At 74.2% G+C, this 16,971-nt stretch carries 15 protein-coding genes and 1 other RNA gene; 8 read left to right on the top strand and 8 right to left on the bottom strand.

The annotated features are described in order from the left end of the window. The first annotated feature begins 46 nt into the window (after nt 1–46). From BLU55_RS00615 to BLU55_RS00630, 4 genes are read left to right on the top strand one after another with little or no spacing between them, the layout of a single operon-like run. Complete coding sequence (locus BLU55_RS00615) at nt 47–1,264, top strand: M23 family metallopeptidase (RefSeq protein WP_091725094.1); 1,218 nt, start codon at nt 47–49, stop codon at nt 1,262–1,264. Nucleotides 1,265–1,324: 60 nt separating this feature from the next. Continuing rightward, a complete protein-coding gene (smpB, locus tag BLU55_RS00620) occupies nt 1,325–1,801 on the top strand; it encodes an SsrA-binding protein SmpB (protein ID WP_091725096.1) in 477 nt (158 codons plus the stop codon). A 41-nt stretch (nt 1,802–1,842) separates the two neighbouring features. Further along, the gene (locus tag BLU55_RS00625) at nt 1,843–2,712 is read left to right on the top strand and encodes a trypsin-like serine protease (protein WP_091725098.1); all 870 of its coding nucleotides are present in this window, start codon (nt 1,843–1,845) and stop codon (nt 2,710–2,712) included. Next, nucleotides 2,709–3,659 (top strand): amidohydrolase family protein, encoded by a 951-nt coding sequence (locus BLU55_RS00630; protein ID WP_091725099.1) that lies wholly within the window; start codon nt 2,709–2,711, stop codon nt 3,657–3,659. The genes BLU55_RS00625 and BLU55_RS00630 overlap by 4 nt, the downstream gene beginning before the upstream one ends. On the opposite strand, the gene BLU55_RS00635 is transcribed toward BLU55_RS00630, so the two are convergent. Both BLU55_RS00635 and BLU55_RS00640 read right to left on the bottom strand, forming a co-directional pair. Continuing rightward, nucleotides 3,634–4,422 carry an endo alpha-1,4 polygalactosaminidase gene (locus tag BLU55_RS00635; RefSeq protein WP_091725101.1) on the bottom strand — a complete coding sequence of 263 codons (789 nt, stop codon included), beginning with the start codon at nt 4,420–4,422 and terminating at the stop codon, nt 3,634–3,636. The two genes, BLU55_RS00630 and BLU55_RS00635, sit on opposite strands and share 26 nt — an antisense overlap. A gap of 46 nt (nt 4,423–4,468) precedes the next feature. Beyond that, complete coding sequence (locus tag BLU55_RS00640) at nt 4,469–5,956, bottom strand: MFS transporter (RefSeq protein ID WP_091725103.1); 1,488 nt, start codon at nt 5,954–5,956, stop codon at nt 4,469–4,471. A gap of 62 nt (nt 5,957–6,018) precedes the next feature. Here BLU55_RS00640 and BLU55_RS00645 point away from each other — a divergent pair, with 62 nt between their 5' ends. Both BLU55_RS00645 and ssrA read left to right on the top strand, forming a co-directional pair. Continuing rightward, on the top strand, nt 6,019–7,032 hold the full coding sequence (locus BLU55_RS00645; RefSeq protein ID WP_157682649.1) for a helix-turn-helix transcriptional regulator: 1,014 nt from the start codon (nt 6,019–6,021) through the stop codon (nt 7,030–7,032). Next, nucleotides 7,025–7,394: a transfer-messenger RNA gene (gene ssrA / locus BLU55_RS00650) on the top strand. The genes BLU55_RS00645 and ssrA overlap by 8 nt, the downstream gene beginning before the upstream one ends. Nucleotides 7,395–7,479: 85 nt before the next feature. Here the strand turns inward: ssrA and BLU55_RS00655 are convergent. Beyond that, complete coding sequence (locus BLU55_RS00655; protein ID WP_091725104.1) at nt 7,480–8,211, bottom strand: histidine kinase dimerization/phospho-acceptor domain-containing protein; 732 nt, start codon at nt 8,209–8,211, stop codon at nt 7,480–7,482. A gap of 426 nt (nt 8,212–8,637) precedes the next feature. Here BLU55_RS00655 and BLU55_RS00660 point away from each other — a divergent pair, with 426 nt between their 5' ends. Beyond that, complete coding sequence (locus BLU55_RS00660; RefSeq protein WP_157682650.1) at nt 8,638–9,540, top strand: AraC family transcriptional regulator; 903 nt, start codon at nt 8,638–8,640, stop codon at nt 9,538–9,540. A 286-nt stretch (nt 9,541–9,826) separates the two neighbouring features. Here the strand turns inward: BLU55_RS00660 and BLU55_RS00665 are convergent, their stop codons facing one another. The 3 genes from BLU55_RS00665 to BLU55_RS00675 are packed head-to-tail and all read right to left on the bottom strand — an operon-like array spanning nt 9,827 to nt 12,473. After that, nucleotides 9,827–10,495 carry a methionine ABC transporter permease gene (locus BLU55_RS00665; protein ID WP_091725107.1) on the bottom strand — a complete coding sequence of 223 codons (669 nt, stop codon included), beginning with the start codon at nt 10,493–10,495 and terminating at the stop codon, nt 9,827–9,829. Further along, nucleotides 10,492–11,520: a methionine ABC transporter ATP-binding protein gene (locus BLU55_RS00670; RefSeq protein ID WP_091725109.1), complete on the bottom strand. Its 1,029-nt coding sequence runs from the start codon at nt 11,518–11,520 to the stop codon at nt 10,492–10,494. The genes BLU55_RS00665 and BLU55_RS00670 overlap by 4 nt, the downstream gene beginning before the upstream one ends. 5 nt (nt 11,521–11,525) lie before the next feature. Continuing rightward, a complete protein-coding gene (locus BLU55_RS00675; RefSeq protein ID WP_091725111.1) occupies nt 11,526–12,473 on the bottom strand; it encodes a MetQ/NlpA family ABC transporter substrate-binding protein in 948 nt (315 codons plus the stop codon). A gap of 326 nt (nt 12,474–12,799) precedes the next feature. Here BLU55_RS00675 and BLU55_RS00680 point away from each other — a divergent pair, with 326 nt between their 5' ends. Beyond that, nucleotides 12,800–13,918 (top strand): DNA glycosylase AlkZ-like family protein, encoded by a 1,119-nt coding sequence (locus tag BLU55_RS00680; RefSeq protein WP_091733222.1) that lies wholly within the window; start codon nt 12,800–12,802, stop codon nt 13,916–13,918. A gap of 20 nt (nt 13,919–13,938) precedes the next feature. On the opposite strand, the gene BLU55_RS00685 is transcribed toward BLU55_RS00680, so the two are convergent. After that, nucleotides 13,939–15,990, bottom strand: a complete 2,052-nt coding sequence (locus BLU55_RS00685; protein WP_091725112.1) for a beta-galactosidase — start codon at nt 15,988–15,990, stop codon at nt 13,939–13,941. A gap of 21 nt (nt 15,991–16,011) precedes the next feature. Continuing rightward, nucleotides 16,012–16,914 (bottom strand): LysR family transcriptional regulator, encoded by a 903-nt coding sequence (locus tag BLU55_RS00690; protein ID WP_091725114.1) that lies wholly within the window; start codon nt 16,912–16,914, stop codon nt 16,012–16,014. Nucleotides 16,915–16,971 lie beyond the last annotated feature (57 nt).

A 16,971-nucleotide genomic window follows, 5' to 3' on the forward strand; every position in this document is an offset into this window, starting at 1 on the left:
GGCGACCTCGGTGCTTCGCTTCCCCCGGACACCGTCGACGGCAGCGATGACCGTCTCCGCCCTGCTGGCGCTGTCCAGCGTGGTGGTCACGGTGCCCATCGCCACCGCCGACGACGACCTGCGCGACAAGCAGCGCGACGCGCGCAGCGACGTCCGCAGTGCCCAGGAGGACCTCCAGGAGTCCAGCAGGGCGCTCGCGGCCGCGGCCACGCGCCTGCGCGAGGCGCGCGCGAAGCTCTCGGGCGCGCAGCAGCGGCTCGGCGCGGCCCAGGCCGAGCTGGTCGAGGCGCGTCGGCTCGACCTGCGGATGCAGGCCCGGCTCGAGGCGGCCGAGGCCCGGCTGGCGCGGGCGCAGGCGGCGCTGGAGGTGGCCCGTGAGCGGGTGCGCGGCCAGCGCGCCGACATCGGGCGGCTCGCGGCCAGCATGTACGTCAACGGCGACCCCTCGATGATGGGGCTCTCGGTGGTGCTCAACTCCCAGGACCCGGCCGAGGCCACCAGCCAGCTCAACACCGTGGACTCGCTGATGAGCCGCCAGGACCTCACCCTCGACGAGCTGCGGGCCACCCGGGCCGCGATGGTGGCCGAGGAGGCGGAGGTCGCCGCCGCCAAGGAGGCGGTCGCCGAGCAGCGCGCCGCCGCCGCGACCAACCTCTCGCGCAGCCAGGAGCTCGAGCGGCAGGCCGCCGCCGCCCGCACCGAGGTCGCCTCCCTGGTCGTGGGGCGCCGCGCGGCCGAGGCCCAGGCCGGTCGTGCCCGCGCCGCCGACGCCGGCCAGCTGCGGGCCGCCGAGCAGCAGGCCGCACGCATCAAGCGCCTCATCCTCGAGCGCGCCGCCCGTCAGCGCGGCGGCGTCACCGGCGCCTCGGGCGGCTTCCTCGCCCGCCCGGTCCCGGGCTACGTGACCTCGCCCTACGGCTACCGGATCCACCCGATCTACGGCTACTACGGCCTGCACGACGGCACCGACTTCCACGCCCCCTGCGGCACCCCCAACGTCGCGGTCGCCGCCGGCACCGTGATCTCCACGGCGTGGTCCGACGTCTACGGCAACCGGCTCTACCTCGACGTCGGCCAGGTCAACGGCAAGAACATGACGGTCGTCTACAACCACCTCAGCTCCTACGCCGTGGGCGCCGGCCAGCGCGTCGGGCGCGGCCAGGTCGTCGGGTACGCCGGCACGACGGGCTGGTCGACCGCCTGCCACCTGCACTTCAGCGTGCTGCTCGACGGCAACCCCGTCGACCCGATGCGCTACCTCTGACGCCCGGCCCCGGTCGACCGTGGGGTCGGGTCCGCTGGCCCGACCTGGGAGGATGGGGGGATGGTCAAGGAGCAGGGGCGCAAGCTCGTGGCGCAGAACCGCAAGGCGCGCCACGACTACCACGTCGACGACACCCTGGAGGCCGGTCTGGTGCTCCAGGGCACCGAGGTGAAGTCGCTGCGTGCCGGGCGCGCGACCCTGGTCGACGGGTTCGCCGAGATCGACCACGGCGAGGCCTACCTGCACGGCGTGCACATCCCGGAGTACACCCAGGGCACCTGGACCAACCACGAGCCGCGGCGGGTCCGCAAGCTGCTGCTGCACCGTGCCGAGATCGACAAGCTGGAGCGGCGGGTCAACGAGCGCGGCTACACGCTGGTGCCGCTGTCGCTCTACTTCAAGGACGGTCGCGCCAAGGTGGAGCTGGCCCTGGCGCGCGGCAAGAAGTCCTACGACAAGCGGCACGCCATCGCCGAGCGCACCGCCAACCGCGAGAAGGAGCAGGCACTGGGCCGCCAGCTCAAGGGGATGGGCTGAAAACGCCCACCCCGCCCGCGCGTTCCTGATTCGCTACGCGCATGCGCTCCTCCGTCTCGCTCCGGCGTCTCGCCGTCCTCCTGCTCGCCCTGCTCGCACTCGGCACCGCCGGCGGCGGGACCACCGGGCCCGCCGCGGCCAGCACCAACGGCACCGCCGACGGCACGGCCCACCCGGCCACCGGGCTCCTCGTCCTCTACGCCGACGGGTTCCGGGTCCGCTGCAGCGGCGCGCTGGTCAGCCCCACCGTGGTGCTCAGCGCCGCCCACTGCTTCGACGACGCCGTCGGCCGGGTCGCGGTGAGCTTCGACTCCGTCATCGCCGAGGAGCCGCCGCTGCCGGTCCCGGCTGCCGCCGACCCGGCCGCCGGCTACACCGACGCCGAGCTCCGCGCCGCGGGCCTGCGCAGCGGCACGGCCGTCTCCCACCCGCAGTACTCCCACTTCACCGACCTCGACACCTGGAACGACGTGGCGGTGGTCGTCCTCGACCAGCCCGTCACGACCATCACGCCGGCCAGGCTGGCCCCGCTCGGCTCGCTCGACACCATCGCCAAGAGCCAGCTGTCGGCCACGGTCTTCCGCGCGGTCGGCTACGGTGCCGAGGTCCGCAAGCCGCTCGTCGGCCCGCAGAAGGCGACGCCGATGACCTACCCGCTGCTGCGCCGCTACGTCGACATGCCCGGCCAGAAGCTGACCCCGCAGGTGCTGCAGACCAACGGCACCTCCACCAACGACGAGTTCGGCGAGACCTGCGTCGGCGACTCCGGCGGCCCGGTCTACTTCGGGAGCACCATCGCCGCGGTCACCAGCTACAGCAACGGCAGCGGCGAGAAGTGCCGCTCCGTCCAGGGGTTCCAGCGCGTCGACGTGCGCGCCACCCGGGACTGGCTGGCTACCTTCGGTCTGTGACCGAGACCCCCCAGCCCGCCTCGATCTTCGCCCCGGACGAGCCCGAGGTCGCGCCGGTCTGGCGCGACCTCGGGCTGCCCGGGCTCTTCGACGTCCACGTCCACTTCCTGCCGCAGTCGATCCAGGACAAGGTGTGGGCGGTCTTCGACCAGGCGGGCCCCAAGATCGGGCGGGAGTGGCCGATCCGCTACCGCCACGACCACGACCAGCGGGTCGCGCAGCTCCGCGCGTTCGGCGTGCGCCGCTTCTCGGCGCTGCCCTACGCCCACCGACCGGGCGTCGCGACCTGGCTCAACGAGTGGGCGCGCGACTTCGCCGAGCGGGTGCCCGAGTGCCTGTGGTCGGCGACCTTCTACCCCGAGGACGGCGTCACGGCGTACGTCGAGGAGCTGCTCGAGGGCGGCGTCGAGGTCTTCAAGCTGCACACCCAGGTGGGGGAGTTCCTGCTCGACGACCCGCTGCTCGACGACGCCTTCGGGCTGCTCGAGGACGCCGGGGTCCCGATCGTGACCCACGTGGGGTCGGGCCCGGTCGGCAACCGGTTCACCGGCCCGCAGCACCTCGCGCGGCTGCTGGCGCGTCACCCGCGGCTGCCGGTCGTGGTGGCCCACATGGGGGCGCCGGAGTACGCCGAGTTCCTCACCATGGCCGAGACCCACGAGCACGTCCGGCTCGACACCACGATGGTGTTCACGGACTTCTTCGACGCCGACGGCGGCTACCCCGACGACCTGCTGCCGCGCCTGGCCGACCTCGGCGACAAGGTGCTGCTGGGCTCGGACTTCCCGACGATCCCCTACCCCTACCGCGAGCAGCTCGACGGGTTGCTGGCCCTCGAGGAGCGGCACCCCGGGCTGGGGGAGGACTGGCTGCGACGGGTGCTGTGGCACAACGGCGCCGAGCTGTTCGGCGCGCCGACGCTCACGGCTGGGGGCACCAGCGCCTGACGCCGTCGGGGGTGACGTCGACGTCGCGCAGCACCACGGCCAGGTCGCCGTGGTGGGCGCAGGTCCAGCTCAGGTCCTGCGCGCGGTACTCCACGGCCACCACCCGCCGGCCGTAGTCCTCGGCGTACGCCGCGCACTCGCGGTAGCGGCCGCACTCCTCGGCGACCGCGAAGTCGAACCCCACCGTCCGGCCGTCCCACCCGGCGCGGTTCTTCTGCGCCACCGCGAGGCCCACCGCGTGCGCGTCGCGCACCAGCGCCCGGGCGTACGCCGTCGCCTGCGTCGCCGTCAGCAGCCCGCGGCTGCGGGTCCAGGAGTCGAGGTTGTCCAGCTCGACGGCCTCGTAGCCGTCGCGGGCGCACTGCGCCGTCCAGCGGGCGACGATCCGGGCCAGCGCGGCCCGCCTGGCCGCGGTGCGCAGGTCGAGCAGCTGCTCGCCCCAGGCGGAGTCGACCACCGGGCGGCCGTGGCGGCGCAGCACCAGCCGGGGGTGGCCCTTCCAGAACGCCTGCTCGTCGGGCTGGGTCTGGAAGCCGTTGACGTAGCAGACGTCGTAGACCCCCGCGGGCTCCGCGTGGCGGTCGCGCACCACGATCCCGACGTCGTCGGGCACGTCGCGCACGCCGCCGAGCTGGTAGTCGGCCCGCACGCCGACGGGCAGCGGGAGCGGCTCGGGGGCTGCTGCTGCGGCGGCCGGTGACGGGGTGGGGCCGGCGACGAGCACGGGCAGCAGCGCGAGGAGGAGGACGACGAGGCGGCGCACCGCCCCATCGTCCCCCTCCCCGTGCCTGTCCGGGGGCGGATCGGCCTCAGTGGTCGGCGCGCGCCCGGCGCGGCAGCAGCCAGCCCAGGCACCACGCCAGGCCCAGCACGCCGAGGGTGGCGAGCAGGGTGACCTCGAGCGCCTCGAGGTGGCGCCCGGCCCGGACGGCCGCGACCGGGCCGACCTCCTCGAGGCCGAGGCGACCGAAGAACAGCGTGCCCAGCACCGCGACGCCCAGGGACGCGCCGAGCTGCTGCACCGACTCCAGCAGGCCGCTGGCCGAGCCGACCTCGCGGTCGTCGACCTCGCCCATGATGATGCTGAAGAGCGGCACGAAGATCATCCCCATGCCGAGCCCGAAGACGAACAGCCCGGGAGCGAGGCGGGCCAGGCCGACGGTCTCGGTGGCCTCGACGGCCCGCAGCGAGAGCCACAGCACCGCGGTGCCGAGCATCATCAGCACCAGGCCGACGTGCAGGATCGGCCGCCCGACCGCGGTCGCGGCCCAGGCGCCGACGCCGGAGCCGACGAAGGCGCCCACCGCGAGCGCGGCCAGGTAGAGCGCCGCGTGCATCGGGCCGAAGCCGAGCCCGAGCTGGAGGAACAGGCCGACGGTCAGCGAGACGCCGACGATGCTGCCGAAGAAGAACATCGTGAACGCGACGCCGCTGACGTAGGACCGCTTGGTCAGCACGCTGGCCTCGATGAGGGTGGTGCGACCGGCGCGGCCGCGGCGGCGCTGGTGCACCACGAACACCGCGAGCACCGGGGCCGAGGCGACCAGGACGCCCAGGACCCAGGTCGGCCAGCCCAGCGCCCGGCCGTCGACGAGCGGGAAGACGAGCAGGAAGCTGGCCAGGCCCAGGAGCAGGGTGCCGCCCCAGTCCAGGCGCAGGCCGTGGCGACGGGGCGCGCCCGCGGGCAGCACCCGGTGGGCGGCGAGCAGGGCCGCGGCGCACAGCGGCAGGTTGAGCCAGAACAGCGCACGCCAGCTGCTGCCGAGCAGGTCGGCGCGCAGCAGCAGGCCCGCCACGACCGGGCCGAGCACGGTCGAGAGCCCGATCACCGGGCCGAAGGCGGCGAACGCCTTGCCCAGGTGGCGGGGCGGGAAGACGTCGCGCAGCAGCCCGAAGGTCTGCGGCACCATCACGGCCGCCGCCAGCCCCTGCAGGGCCCGGGCGACCACCAGCCAGGTGCCGTCCCAGGCCAGGGAGCAGGCCAGCGAGGTGGCGGCGAAGCCGACCAGCCCGAGCACCAGCATCCGGCGGCGCCCCACGACGTCGCCGAGCCGGGCGCCGGCCATGATGCCCACCGCCAGCGCCAGGGTGTACGCCGCCGCGACCCACTCCAGGGCCGAGGGGGTCATCGCGAGGTCGGCCTGGATCGTGGGGGCCGCCACGTTGACGATCGTGGAGTCGAGGATGTTGAGGATCATCGCGGTCAGCAGCACCGCGAGTCCGGCCCAGGCGCGGCGGGGGAGCGGCTCCGGGACGTCGGTCGGGTCGAGCACCGGTGGGGTCTGTGTCGTGGTCATGACGCCGACGCTAGGGGCGCATCAGGCACGTGGCGTTCCTAATTCCGGCCTAGTCTGGACCCATGGCCGACGGCACTCCCGGCACTCCCGGGCGACTCCTCACCCTGCTCTCGCTGCTGCAGACCCCGCGCGAGTGGCCGGGGCCCGAGCTCGCGCGTCGGCTGGAGGTCTCCGAGCGCACGGTGCGCAACGACGTCGAGCGGCTGCGGCAGCTCGGCTACCCGGTCCACGCCTCGCGCGGCGCCGCCGGCGGCTACCGGCTGGCCGCCGGTCAGGCGATGCCGCCGCTGCTGCTCGACGACGAGGAGGCCGTGGCGGTGGCGGTGGCGCTCGGGGCCTCCCAGGCCTCGGTCGTGGGGATGGAGGAGACCTCGCTGCGGGCGCTGACCAAGCTGCTCCAGGTGCTGCCCACCCGGTTGCGCGGCCAGGTCGACGCGCTGCGGGCGAGCACGGTCCGCGCCGCCCCCCGCCGGCGTGGCCCCGAGGTCGCCGGCGCGCTGCTGGCCGACCTCGCGTCCTGCATCCGCGACCGCGAGGTGGTCCGCTTCGGGTACGCCGACCACACCGGCGCCGCCACCGAGCGCCGGGCCGAGCCCTACCGGCTCGTCAGCCTGGGCCAGCGGTGGTACCTCGTGGCCCACGACCTCGGTCGCGACGACTGGCGCACCTTCCGCGTCGACCGGGTGCGCGAGCTGCGCGGCGTCGGCCACCGCTTCCGACCGCGCGAGCTCCCGGCCGAGGACCTGGCGGCGTACGTCGCGCAGCGGACCCGCTCGGTCCAGCAGCAGGTCACCGGCGTCGTGGTGCTCGAGGCGTCGGCCGCCTCGGTGGAGGAGCGGATGGGCTGGTGGACCACCGGGAGCATCGAGGTGCTCGGGCAGGAACGCTGCCGGGTCCGCATCGCCGGCCGCTCGACCGAGGACGTCGCGTTCTGGGTGGGCGCGCTCGGCGTCGACTTCACCGCGGAGGGGCCGCCGGAGCTGCTGGAGGCCGTCCGGGCGGTGGAGCGGCGCTACGGGAATGCCACGCGGGGCGATGGCGGTTACACTGGCGATGCACAACTCAAGAGGGGCTGATTGGTTTCGACTGAGGACGTTGGTCCCAGGAGAAGCGGGTCGAGGAGCCAACGTCATCTCGTGAACGCTCGTTGGAAACCACAAGTGCCGACTCCAATCGCACTGACTTCGCTCTCGCTGCCTGAGCAGTGACCGAAGCGTCAGACCGGGCATCTGCCCTCGTCCCGGACCCTGACGTCATCTAGAGGGCTTGCTGATCGACTCCTGTCAGGAGGGTCGATCGGGACACTTTCCTGACTGGGCCCGTCGGCGACCTGTTCGTGGGAGCGCCGGGGCCGAGAAAAGCGACATCACGAACTGCACCCGGAGAAGACCTGGCACGGCGCTTTAGGACGCGGGTTCGATTCCCGCCAGCTCCACCATCACCACAGCCCTCGTGAGGAGACGCCCCGCCGACACCGGCGGGGCGTCTTGCTTCTCCGACCGCACCCGGGCCGGCCGCGCGCATCAGGGGAGGCGCTGCCTGCTGTCCAGGTGGTCGGCCAGGTCGGTCCCCCGCCCGCGGCCGTTGCCCCTCTTCCTGCCGGTGGGGGTGTAGGCGAGGTCGATCCACTCGGAGATGGCGGCCACGACCTCGTTGAGGCGCTGGCCGGCCCCCCACAGGGCCTCCAGGGAGTGCCGGGCCTCCTCGGCGAAGTCGTCCTGCTGGTCCATCAGCAGCTCGGCGTGGCCCAGCATCGTGGTCAGCGGCGTCCGGAGGTGGTGGTTCACGGTCTCGGCGAGGGACCGGTTGAGCTCCCCTCGGGCAGCCGCCACCAGACCGGTGACGTCGGTCATCAGCGCCCACGCGCCCTGGCGCTCGCCGTGGCCCCCGACCATCGGGGTCGCGTTGACGCGCAGGTGCCGCACGGGCTGGCCCGGGGTCTTGACGGTGACGGTCGCCCCGTCGACCACCTCGCCCCGCGACGCCCTCACGATCGGGATCTCGTGGGTCTCCAGGAGCCGGGCGCCCCCGTCGCCGTAGAGGTGGAAGACCTCGGCCAGCGACTCGGACGGCACGACCTCGAACCGCCGGTGCAGGAGGCGTTCCAGCGCGGGGCTGAGCATCGAGAGCCGACCGGAGCCGTCGAGCACGGCGACCGCGAGGCCGGCGCGGCACATCAGTGCCTGCACGGTCGCCTGGTCGACCGTGGTGACGGGCGTCGCCGGGCCGGGGACGGGGTCCTGGGTCGTCAACATGGAGCGTGCTACCTCCGACGTGGTGGGCTCGGCAGGGCAGGTGGCCCGGCCCCGGGCAGGAGCGTCGCCCCCACCGCGAGCGGGTGGGTGTCACCTCCACCACGGACCCCGCGGCCAGCGGTTCCGGAAGAGGTCGCTCCTCGGCCGACCGGGCCGTAGAGTGAGCCCGGACCCCAACTGTGGACGCCGCGACGACGCGACAGGACGAGTCGGCCGATCTTCTGCGCACCCGGGACAGGTGAGTGCGCTGAGCGGCTACCAGAGCGACCATGTCGCTGGGGAGAAGGCACCGTGGACGGGCGTCCGAGAACCGCCGGGGGACCTCGTCCTGTGCCGTACCCCGACCGGGGTGGGGCAGACGGGAGTCCCGGCGTCGCGGCCCGGACCACGGAGCGCACGACGGACCCCGACGAGGCCGAGGACATCGTGCGACGCCACTACCTGCCCAACCGGCTCCGCCTGCCACGGTCCGCGACCCTGGAGATGAGCTTCTCGGGCCTGCGCATCGGAGCCGTGACCGCGGGACGGCTCTCCTACGGGCAGGAGGTCCAGCAGCGGACGGGGGAGGCCGACCACTTCCACGTCGACATGCCCGTCCGGGGCCGCGCCCTCTCGGGCCGGGGCTCGGGGGAGGAGCCCGTGCTGACGACGGTGGGACAGCCCCTGGTCTTCTCCCCGGGTGCGCCCGCGGAGATCACCTGGTCGGCCGACTGCGCCCAGCTGTGCCTGATGGTCCCCCGTCCTGCCCTGGAGGGGGAGCTCGAGCGCCTGCTCGGGCGCTCGGTCCGCTCGGGGCTGCGCTTCGACTTCGACCCGGGTCCCACCGGCAGCGGGGACCGGACCCGAGCGGTGCTGGACCTCGTGGCGCAGGAGGTCGCCCACCCGTCCGGGCTGCTGTCGAACGACGTCGCCGGCCGGCACGTCGAGGGGTTGCTGCTCGACTCGCTCCTCCTGGGGCACCGCCACAACTACAGCGACGACGCCGCCGGTGGCCGCGGGAGCGCCACCGGGAGGGTGGTCCGGCGGGCGGCCGAGCTGCTGGAGGGCCGGCCGGAGGAGCCCTGGACCACCGTGGGACTCGCGGCCGAGGTCCACCTGAGCGTGCGGGCCCTGCAGGCCGGGTTCCAGCGCGACCTGGGCACGACGCCGATGGCCCACCTGCGCGCGGTCCGGCTGCGGCGGGCCCACCGGGTCCTGAGGGAGGCCGATCCGGGCAGCACCACGGTGCAGGCGGTGGCGGTGGGACTCGGTCTGCTCCACCAGGGGCGGTTCGCGGCCCAGTACCGGGAGGCGTTCGGGGAGACGCCGTCGCAGACGCTGGCGTCCTGATCGTGGAGCACCGCGTGGCCGGGCCCCGTGGCCCGACCGAGCTCGGACCACGGGGCGCCGCCTGTGGCGTGCCACCGCGTCGACCCGGGCCTGCTCTGCCGTCCCTGGCAGGGCGCCGGGTCCTGCCGTCCCGGCAGGTCGCCCGCCCTGGGGGCGGCCACGTCCTGCCGATCAGCAGTGCGTGGTCCGCCCGGGTGGGCTGCTCGGCCCATCCCACCACCGCGGACCGGCCCGCGGATATCCACTGGGCGTCCGGGGCTGTCCAGGTCGCGCCGTGGCGCGGAGGTCACCTCCGGAGCACGCGCCGGGCGGTCGTGTTGCCGAGGAGCTGGACCAGCTGGACCAGCAGCACGATGATGGCGACGGTGGTCCAGGTGACGACGGTGTCGAACTGGCGGTAGCCGTACTGCAGGGCGAAGTTGCCCAGGCCGCCACCACCGACGACACCCGCGATGGCCGACATGTCGACGATCGCCACGAAGACGTAGGTGTAGCCCAGGATCAGCGGGCCCAGCGCCTCGGGGACGAGCACCGTGCGGATGATGCGCATCCGGCTGGCGCCCACGGACCGGGCGGCCTCGATGACGCCGGGCTGCACGGTGACGAGGTTCTGCTCGACGATGCGGCTGATGCCGAAGGTGGCGGCCAGGGTGAGGGCGAAGATGATCGCCCGGTTGCCGATGCCGATGCCGACGACCACGCGCGCCAGCGGCTGCACGGCGGCGATGAAGATGACGAACGGGATCGGCCGGAAGAAGTTGACCAGCACGTTGAGCACGGTGTGGACGACGCGGTTGGCGTAGAGGCCGCCGCGGCGCGTGACGTAGAGCGCCAGCCCGAGCAGCAGCCCGAGCAGGCCGCCGAGGAGCAGCGTGATCCCGACGATGTAGAGGGTCTCGTACGTCGCCTGCCACACCAGCGGCCACAGGTCGGGCAGGTTGGTGTCGACGTTCATCGGGCCAGCTCCCGGGTCGGGACGAGGTCGGCGAGCGCGGCGACGGCGTCGTCGACCGCGCCCGGGTCGCCCTCGAGCGCGAGGGTGAGGTTGCCGAAGGTGTCGCCCTGGACCTCCTCGATGCCGCCGTAGACGAGCTCGAAGCGGACCTCGCGGCGCAGCAGCTCGGCGAAGACGTCGGACTGCCGGGTCTGCGAGCCCCGGAAGGCCAGCTTCACGAAGCGGCCGGGGTGGCGGGCGCGCAGGCCCGCGAGCACCTCGGGGCCGGGCTCGTCGTCGATGATCGTGCCCACGAAGCGACGGGTGACCGGCTGCTGGGGGTTCGACAGCACCTCGAGCACCGGCCCCTGCTCGACGACGCGGCCGGCCTCCATCACCAGCACCCGGTGGGCCAGCGAGCGGACCACCTCCATCTCGTGGGTGATGACGACGATCGTGATGCCGAGCTCGCGGTTGACCCGCCGCAGCAGCGCGAGGACCTCCTCGGTGGTCTCGGGGTCGAGCGCGCTGGTGGACTCGTCGGCCAGCAGCAGGCTGGGGGAGGTGGCCAGCGCCCGGGCGATGCCGACGCGCTGCTTCTGCCCGCCGGAGAGCTGGTCGGGGTAGGAGTGCGCCTTCTCGGCCAGTCCCACGAAGTGCAGCAGGTCCGAGACCCGCTTGGCCTGCTGGTCCTTCGGCATCCCCGCCACCTGCAGGGGGTAGGCGATGTTGCCCCACACGGTGCGGGAGTCGAACAGGTTGAACTGCTGGAAGATCATCCCGATGCCCAGCCGCACCTGCTGCAGCTCCTTCTCGCGCAGCGTGGTGATCTCGCGGCCGTCGACCTTGACGCTGCCCGACGTGGTGGTCTCGAGCGCGTTGACCAGCCGCACCAGCGTCGACTTGCCGGCGCCGGAGTAGCCGACGACGCCGACGATCTCACCGGCCTCGACGTCGAGGTCGACGCCGCGGATCGCCTCGACGGGTGCCCCGCCGCGGGTCGCGGGGAAGGTCTTGTGCACGTCGCGCATCTCGACCAGGGCCATGGTGACTACCCCTTCGCCGCGGTCTCGGCCTCGACCTCGTCGAGGGTCGACTGCAGCGTCGACGCCGGCAGCTTGACGAACTCCGCGGTGCCGCCGGAGACCTCGTCGGCGCCCGCGAGGACGTCCTTGCTGTCCTGGTAGATCTTCACGAGCTCGAGGTACGTCGGGTCGTCGCGGTCCTCGGCGCGCACGGCGAAGACGTTGACGTAGGGCAGTGCCGACGGGTCGCTGGCGTCGTCCTTGGCGATGGCGTCGTCGAACTCCAGGCCCGCCTTCTCGACGAAGTCGTTGTTGATGACGGCCGCGGTCACGTCGGGCAGCGAGGTCGGCGTCAGGTCGGCCTTGATCGCCTTGACCTTCACCTTGGAGGCGCTCTGGTCGACGTCGGCCAGCGTCGAGTAGATGCTGCCGCCGCCCTCGAGCTCCACGAGGCCCTGCGACTGGAGCAGCAGCAGGCCGCGGGCCTGGTTGCTGTCGTCGTCGGGCACGACCACGGTGTCGCCCTGCTGGATCTCCTCGACCGAGTCGACCTTGCTCGAGTAGAGCGCCAGCGGATAGATCGCGGTCGAGCCCACCGGGGCCAGGTCGGCGTCGTTGCCGGTGTTGTACTCCGAGAGGTAGACGAGGTGCTGGAACTGGTTGACGTCGAGCTCGCCCTCGCTCAGCGCGGGGTTGAGCTGCGCGTAGTCGGCGAAGTCCTTCACCTCGAGGTCGATGCCGTGCTTGGCGGCCTCGGCCGTGAACGTGGCCCAGTAGGGGTCGCTCGCGCCGACCGTGCCGAGCACGACCTTGGTGCGCTCCTGGCCGCCGGCGGCCGCGTCGTCGTCGCCGTTGCGCACGACGAGGAAGGTCACGACCAGCGCCACGAGGACGAGGACGAGGACGGCGAGGCCGACGAGCAGCGGCGTGCGGCGGGACTTCGGTGGGGCGATCTGGGGCAGGGCGTCGGACACGGTGGAGCCTTTCGGGTGGGCGTGCGGGTGCGGTCGGCAGCGGGCGCGGGTGGGCAGCGCCCACCGGACCGGCGGTGCGGGTGGTGGGGCGAGGAGCGGGCCGGGGCCGTGCCCGTGGGGGCGACCGGGCGCCGGACGGCGGGGCTCAGGAGCAGGCGGAGCCGGGACAGCGGCTAAGACAACTAGTCCGAGCGACAAACGAGGGGATCACGTCCTGACACTAGCCTCGCACCCGCTGCCGGGACGAATCGGCGAGGGGTGCGCGGGGTGTGGGCCTGCTCACGTGCGCGCGGACGGTCCCGCAGGTGCGGGCCTACGATCCGGGGATGGTCGAGGCCCACCAGCTCAGCCGGCGCGACGCCCGTCGCCTCGCCGTGCGCGCGCAGCTGCTGACCCGCGAGCGACCCACGGACGTCGAGGACACGGTGCGCGCGCTGCCCCTGCTCCAGCTCGACCCGACCCGGGCGGTGGCGCCCAGCGCGGAGCTGGTGCTGTGGAGCCGGCTGGGGTCGTCGTACGCCGCTCGCGAGCTGTGGGACCTCGTCGACGAGCAGCGCGTCGTGGAGCTGCGCGGGGCGCTGCGGCCGGCCGAGGACGTCGCGCTGTTCCGCGCGGAGATGGACGCCTGGCCCGGCGTCGGCGACCTCACGGCCTGGCAGCGCGGCAACGCCGCCTGGGTCGAGGCCAACAACGCCTGTCGGATGGACGTGCTGGACCTGCTGCGCACCGACGGGCCGCTGCACCTGCGCGACCTGCCCGACACCTGCGTGCAGCCCTGGACCTCCTCGGGGTGGAACGACCGCAAGAACGTCCAGATGCTGCTCGGCTTCCTGGTCGCCCGCGGCGAGGTCGCGGCGGCGGGCGGCACCGGCCGCGACCGGCTGTGGGACCTGGCCGAGCGGGTCTACCCCGACGGGCCGCAGGTGCCGCTCCAGGAGGCGCTGCGGCGGCGCGACGAGCAGCGGCTGCGCTCGCTGGGGCTGGCGCGCGCGAGCGGCCCCGAGGTGCCCGGCGAGCCGGTCGTGGTCGGCGCGGCCGGCGAACCGGCCGTCGTCGAGGGCGTCCCCGGCCAGTGGCGCGTCGACCCGGAGCTGCTCGAGGCCACCCGCGCGCAGCGCTTCGCGGGGCGCACCGCGCTGCTCTCGCCCTTCGACCGGCTGCTGCACGACCGCCGGCGGATGGGGGAGGTCTTCGAGTTCGACTACGTGCTGGAGATGTACAAGCCCGCGGCGAAGCGGCGCTGGGGCTACTACGCCCTGCCGGTGCTCCACGGCGACCGGCTGGTCGGCAAGGTCGACGCCAAGGCCGAGCGCGCCCAGGGGGTGCTCCGCGTGGCCGCCGTCCACGAGGACGTCCCCTTCGGCGCGACGGTGGCGGCCGGCGTGCGGGCCGAGCTCGTCGACCTCGCCCGCTGGCTCGACCTGGAGCTCGAGCTGCCCGGGTAGTCCGGCCCGGGTGGGTCCGGTCAGTCCAGCCGGACCACGGCGGCCGCACCGGCGTCCAGGTGGGCCCCGGGCTCGACGCGGGCCCCGGTGAGCAGGTCGAGGCCGGTCACGTGCGCCGGCAGGGCGGCCGGGGTGTCGGCGTGGTTGAGCGCGACGACGTACGCCGCGCCGGCCTCGGACGTGCGGGTGACCACCTCCAGCCCGGCTGGCAGGTCGAGCCGCTCGACGCCGGCCGCCTCGCAGACCCGGTCGACCAGGGTGGCCAGCGCGGGGCCGTCGACGCGGGTGGCGACGTACCACGCCTGGCCGCCGCCGAGCCGGCGGCGGGTGAGCGCCGGCAGACCGGCCACGGGCCCGTCGGCGAAGGTGTCGAGCACCTCGGTGTCCTCGCCCACCACGACGTGCTCGGACCAGACGTCGCCGCGCAGGCCGCTCGCGAGCGCGACCGACTCGTCGGCGCGCAGCGGGTGGAACTCCTCGACCTGCAGGCCCAGGGTGGTGCCCAGCGGACCGGAGAGGCCCTCGGGGTGGACGGCGTCGTGCTCGTCGACGACGCCGCTGAAGAACGACACCAGCAGGGTGCCGCCGCCGCGGACGTAGGCGTCCAGGGACGCAGCCGAGGCGGCGGTGACGAGGTAGAGCTGCGGCGCCACCACGAGGTCGTACGCCGCCAGGTCGTCGCCGGGGTGGGCGAAGTCGACCGTGACCCCGGCGGCCCAGAGGGCGGAGTAGAAGGCCTCGGTGCGCTCCCGGTGGGACAGGTCGGTGCTCGGGCGCCACTCCAGGTCCTGGGCCCAGCAGGACTCCCAGTCCCACAGCAGCGCGACGCGCGCCACCGTGCGGCTGCCGGCCACCTCGGCCAGCCGCCCCACGGCCCGGCCCAGCGCGACGACCTCGCGCCAGCCCCGGGTCGCGGTGCCGCCGTGCGGCAGCATCGCGGAGTGGAACTTCTCCGCGCCGCTGCGCGAGGCGCGCCACTGGAAGAACAGGATGCCGTCGGCACCGCGGCCCAGGTGCGACAGCGAGCCGCGGGCCATCTCGCCCGGCCGCTTGGCGATGTTGCGCGGCTGCCAGTTGACCGCCGAGGTGGAGTGCTCCATGAGGATCCACGGGCGACCGCGGGCCAGCGAGCGGGTGAGGTCGGCGTCCATCGCCAGCAGCACGTGGGCGTCGCGGCGCTCGCCGGTCAGGTAGTGGTCGTTGGCGACGACGTCGACCTCGCGGGCCCAGGCCCAGTAGTCGACGTGGGCGCAGCTGGTCGCCATGAAGTTGGTCGTCACCGGCAGCGGCCGCCCGACGGCGTCGCCCGCGGCGTGGAGCAGGTCGCGCTCGCGCACGAAGCAGGCGCGCAGCTCGTCGTCGCAGAAGCGCGCGAAGTCGAGCTGCTGGGCCGGGTTGACCACCGAGGCGGCGGCCGCCGGGGTCCGCACCTCCTCCCAGGTGCCGTGGCGCTGGCCCCAGAAGGCCGTGCCCCAGGCCGCGTTCAGCGTGTCGAGGTCGCCGTGGCGCTCCCGCAGCCAGTCGCGGAAGGCCACCTGCGAGGTCGCGCAGTGGCACTCGTGGACGGGCGCGCCGTACTCGTTGTGGACGTGCCACATCCGCACGGCCGGGTGGGCGGCGTACCGCTCGGCCAGGGCGCGGGTGATCCGCGTGGCGGCCTCGGCGTACGCCGGCGAGCTGGGGCACATGATCCCGCGGGAGCCCGGCCCGAGGCGGACGCCGGCGCGGTCGACCACCCAGGCCTCGGGGTGCGCGGCGTACAGCCAGGCGGGCGGGGCGGCGGTCGGCGTCGCCAGGTCGACGGCGATGCCGTGGGCGTGGAGCAGGTCGACCACCCGGTCCAGCCAGCCCAGGTCGATCTCCCCGGGACGGGGCTCCAGCAGCGCCCAGGAGAAGATGCCGACGCTCACCATGGTGACCCCGGCCTCGCGCATCAGCCGGACGTCCTCGAGCCACACCGACTCGTCCCACTGCTCGGGGTTGTGGTCGGCCCCGAAGGCGATGCCGGGCAGGCCCTCGGGCCAGGTGGGCCGATCGGTCCGGGGGAGGGGGCCGGGGTGCGCGTCGGTCATGCGGGCGAGCCTGGCACGCGCTCAGGCCGCGGCGTCCGCCGACGTCGCCCGCAGCGCCTCGAGCAGCACGCGCAGCGGCGGCCACGCGTCGCGGCCGCGGCGGGTGACGGCCCACGCCTGGAGCACGGCGGCGTCCTCGGCCAGCGGCAGCACCCGCACCCCGGGCCCGGTCGGCCGGTCCAGCGGCAGCAGCGCGACGCAGTCCTGGGCGACGACGAGGTCCTCCACGAGGTCGAGGCTGTCGATGGAGTGGGCCAGCCGCGGCGTGAAGCCCGCCATCGCCCCGAGCGCGCGCACGACGTCGGCGTCGGCGGTGTTGCGGGAGTTGACGACCCAGGCCCGGTCGGCCCACCGCGCCAGGTCGCGGGCGTCCGCGGCGGGGTGGCGCTCGAGCTCGGTGGCGGGCACGCCCAGCCCCCAGGGCGTGCGCCACAGCGGCACCGCCCGCAGCGTCGCCGGCCACGACACCGGCGCCAGGCCGTAGTCGTAGCTGAGCCCGAGGTCGAGGTCGTCGGCCTCGAGCAGTGCGACCGTCTCGAGCGGCTCGTACTCGTGCACCACCACCTCCACGCCCGGGTGCGCCTCGGCGAGCGCGGCCATCGCGGGCAGCAGCGTGCGTCGCACGCCGGTCGCGAAGCCACCCACCCGCACCGTGCCGACCGGGGCGGCATCGGGGTCGAGGTCGAGCCGGGCGGCCTCGACGGCGGCCAGGATGGTCACGGCGTGCTCGGCCAGCCGACGGCCCGCGGGGGTCAGCCGCACCCGGCGGCCCACGGGCTCGACCAGCGCCGTGCCGGCCTCGCGGGCCAGGGTGGCCAGCTGCTGGGAGACCGCCGAGGTGCTCAACCCCCGGGTGTCGGCGACCTCGCGCATCGACCCGAGGCGGGACAGGTCGAGCAGCAGGCCGAGGCGGTGGACGTCCATGGCCGCCATTGTCCACGAAACCAGGACGGTGCGTGCAGCCAAGACGCGTGGACGCGG

This window comes from Nocardioides scoriae, assembly GCF_900104965.1.
Classification (GTDB): domain Bacteria; phylum Actinomycetota; class Actinomycetes; order Propionibacteriales; family Nocardioidaceae; genus Marmoricola; species Marmoricola scoriae.

Coding starts and splice junctions, on each gene's coding strand:
- BLU55_RS00670 (WP_091725109.1), bottom strand. CDS start 11,520: ATGGCCCTGGTCGAGATGCGCGACGTGCACAAGACCTTCCCCGCGACC.
- BLU55_RS00655 (WP_091725104.1), bottom strand. CDS start 8,211: ATGTTGACGACCCAGGACCCCGTCCCCGGCCCGGCGACGCCCGTCACC.
- BLU55_RS00680 (WP_091733222.1), top strand. CDS start 12,800: ATGGTCGAGGCCCACCAGCTCAGCCGGCGCGACGCCCGTCGCCTCGCC.
- BLU55_RS00685 (WP_091725112.1), bottom strand. CDS start 15,990: ATGACCGACGCGCACCCCGGCCCCCTCCCCCGGACCGATCGGCCCACC.
- BLU55_RS00665 (WP_091725107.1), bottom strand. CDS start 10,495: ATGAACGTCGACACCAACCTGCCCGACCTGTGGCCGCTGGTGTGGCAG.
- BLU55_RS00640 (WP_091725103.1), bottom strand. CDS start 5,956: ATGACCACGACACAGACCCCACCGGTGCTCGACCCGACCGACGTCCCG.
- BLU55_RS00625 (WP_091725098.1), top strand. CDS start 1,843: ATGCGCTCCTCCGTCTCGCTCCGGCGTCTCGCCGTCCTCCTGCTCGCC.
- BLU55_RS00690 (WP_091725114.1), bottom strand. CDS start 16,914: ATGGACGTCCACCGCCTCGGCCTGCTGCTCGACCTGTCCCGCCTCGGG.
- smpB (WP_091725096.1), top strand. CDS start 1,325: ATGGTCAAGGAGCAGGGGCGCAAGCTCGTGGCGCAGAACCGCAAGGCG.
- BLU55_RS00615 (WP_091725094.1), top strand. CDS start 47: ATGACCGTCTCCGCCCTGCTGGCGCTGTCCAGCGTGGTGGTCACGGTG.
- BLU55_RS00645 (WP_157682649.1), top strand. CDS start 6,019: ATGGCCGACGGCACTCCCGGCACTCCCGGGCGACTCCTCACCCTGCTC.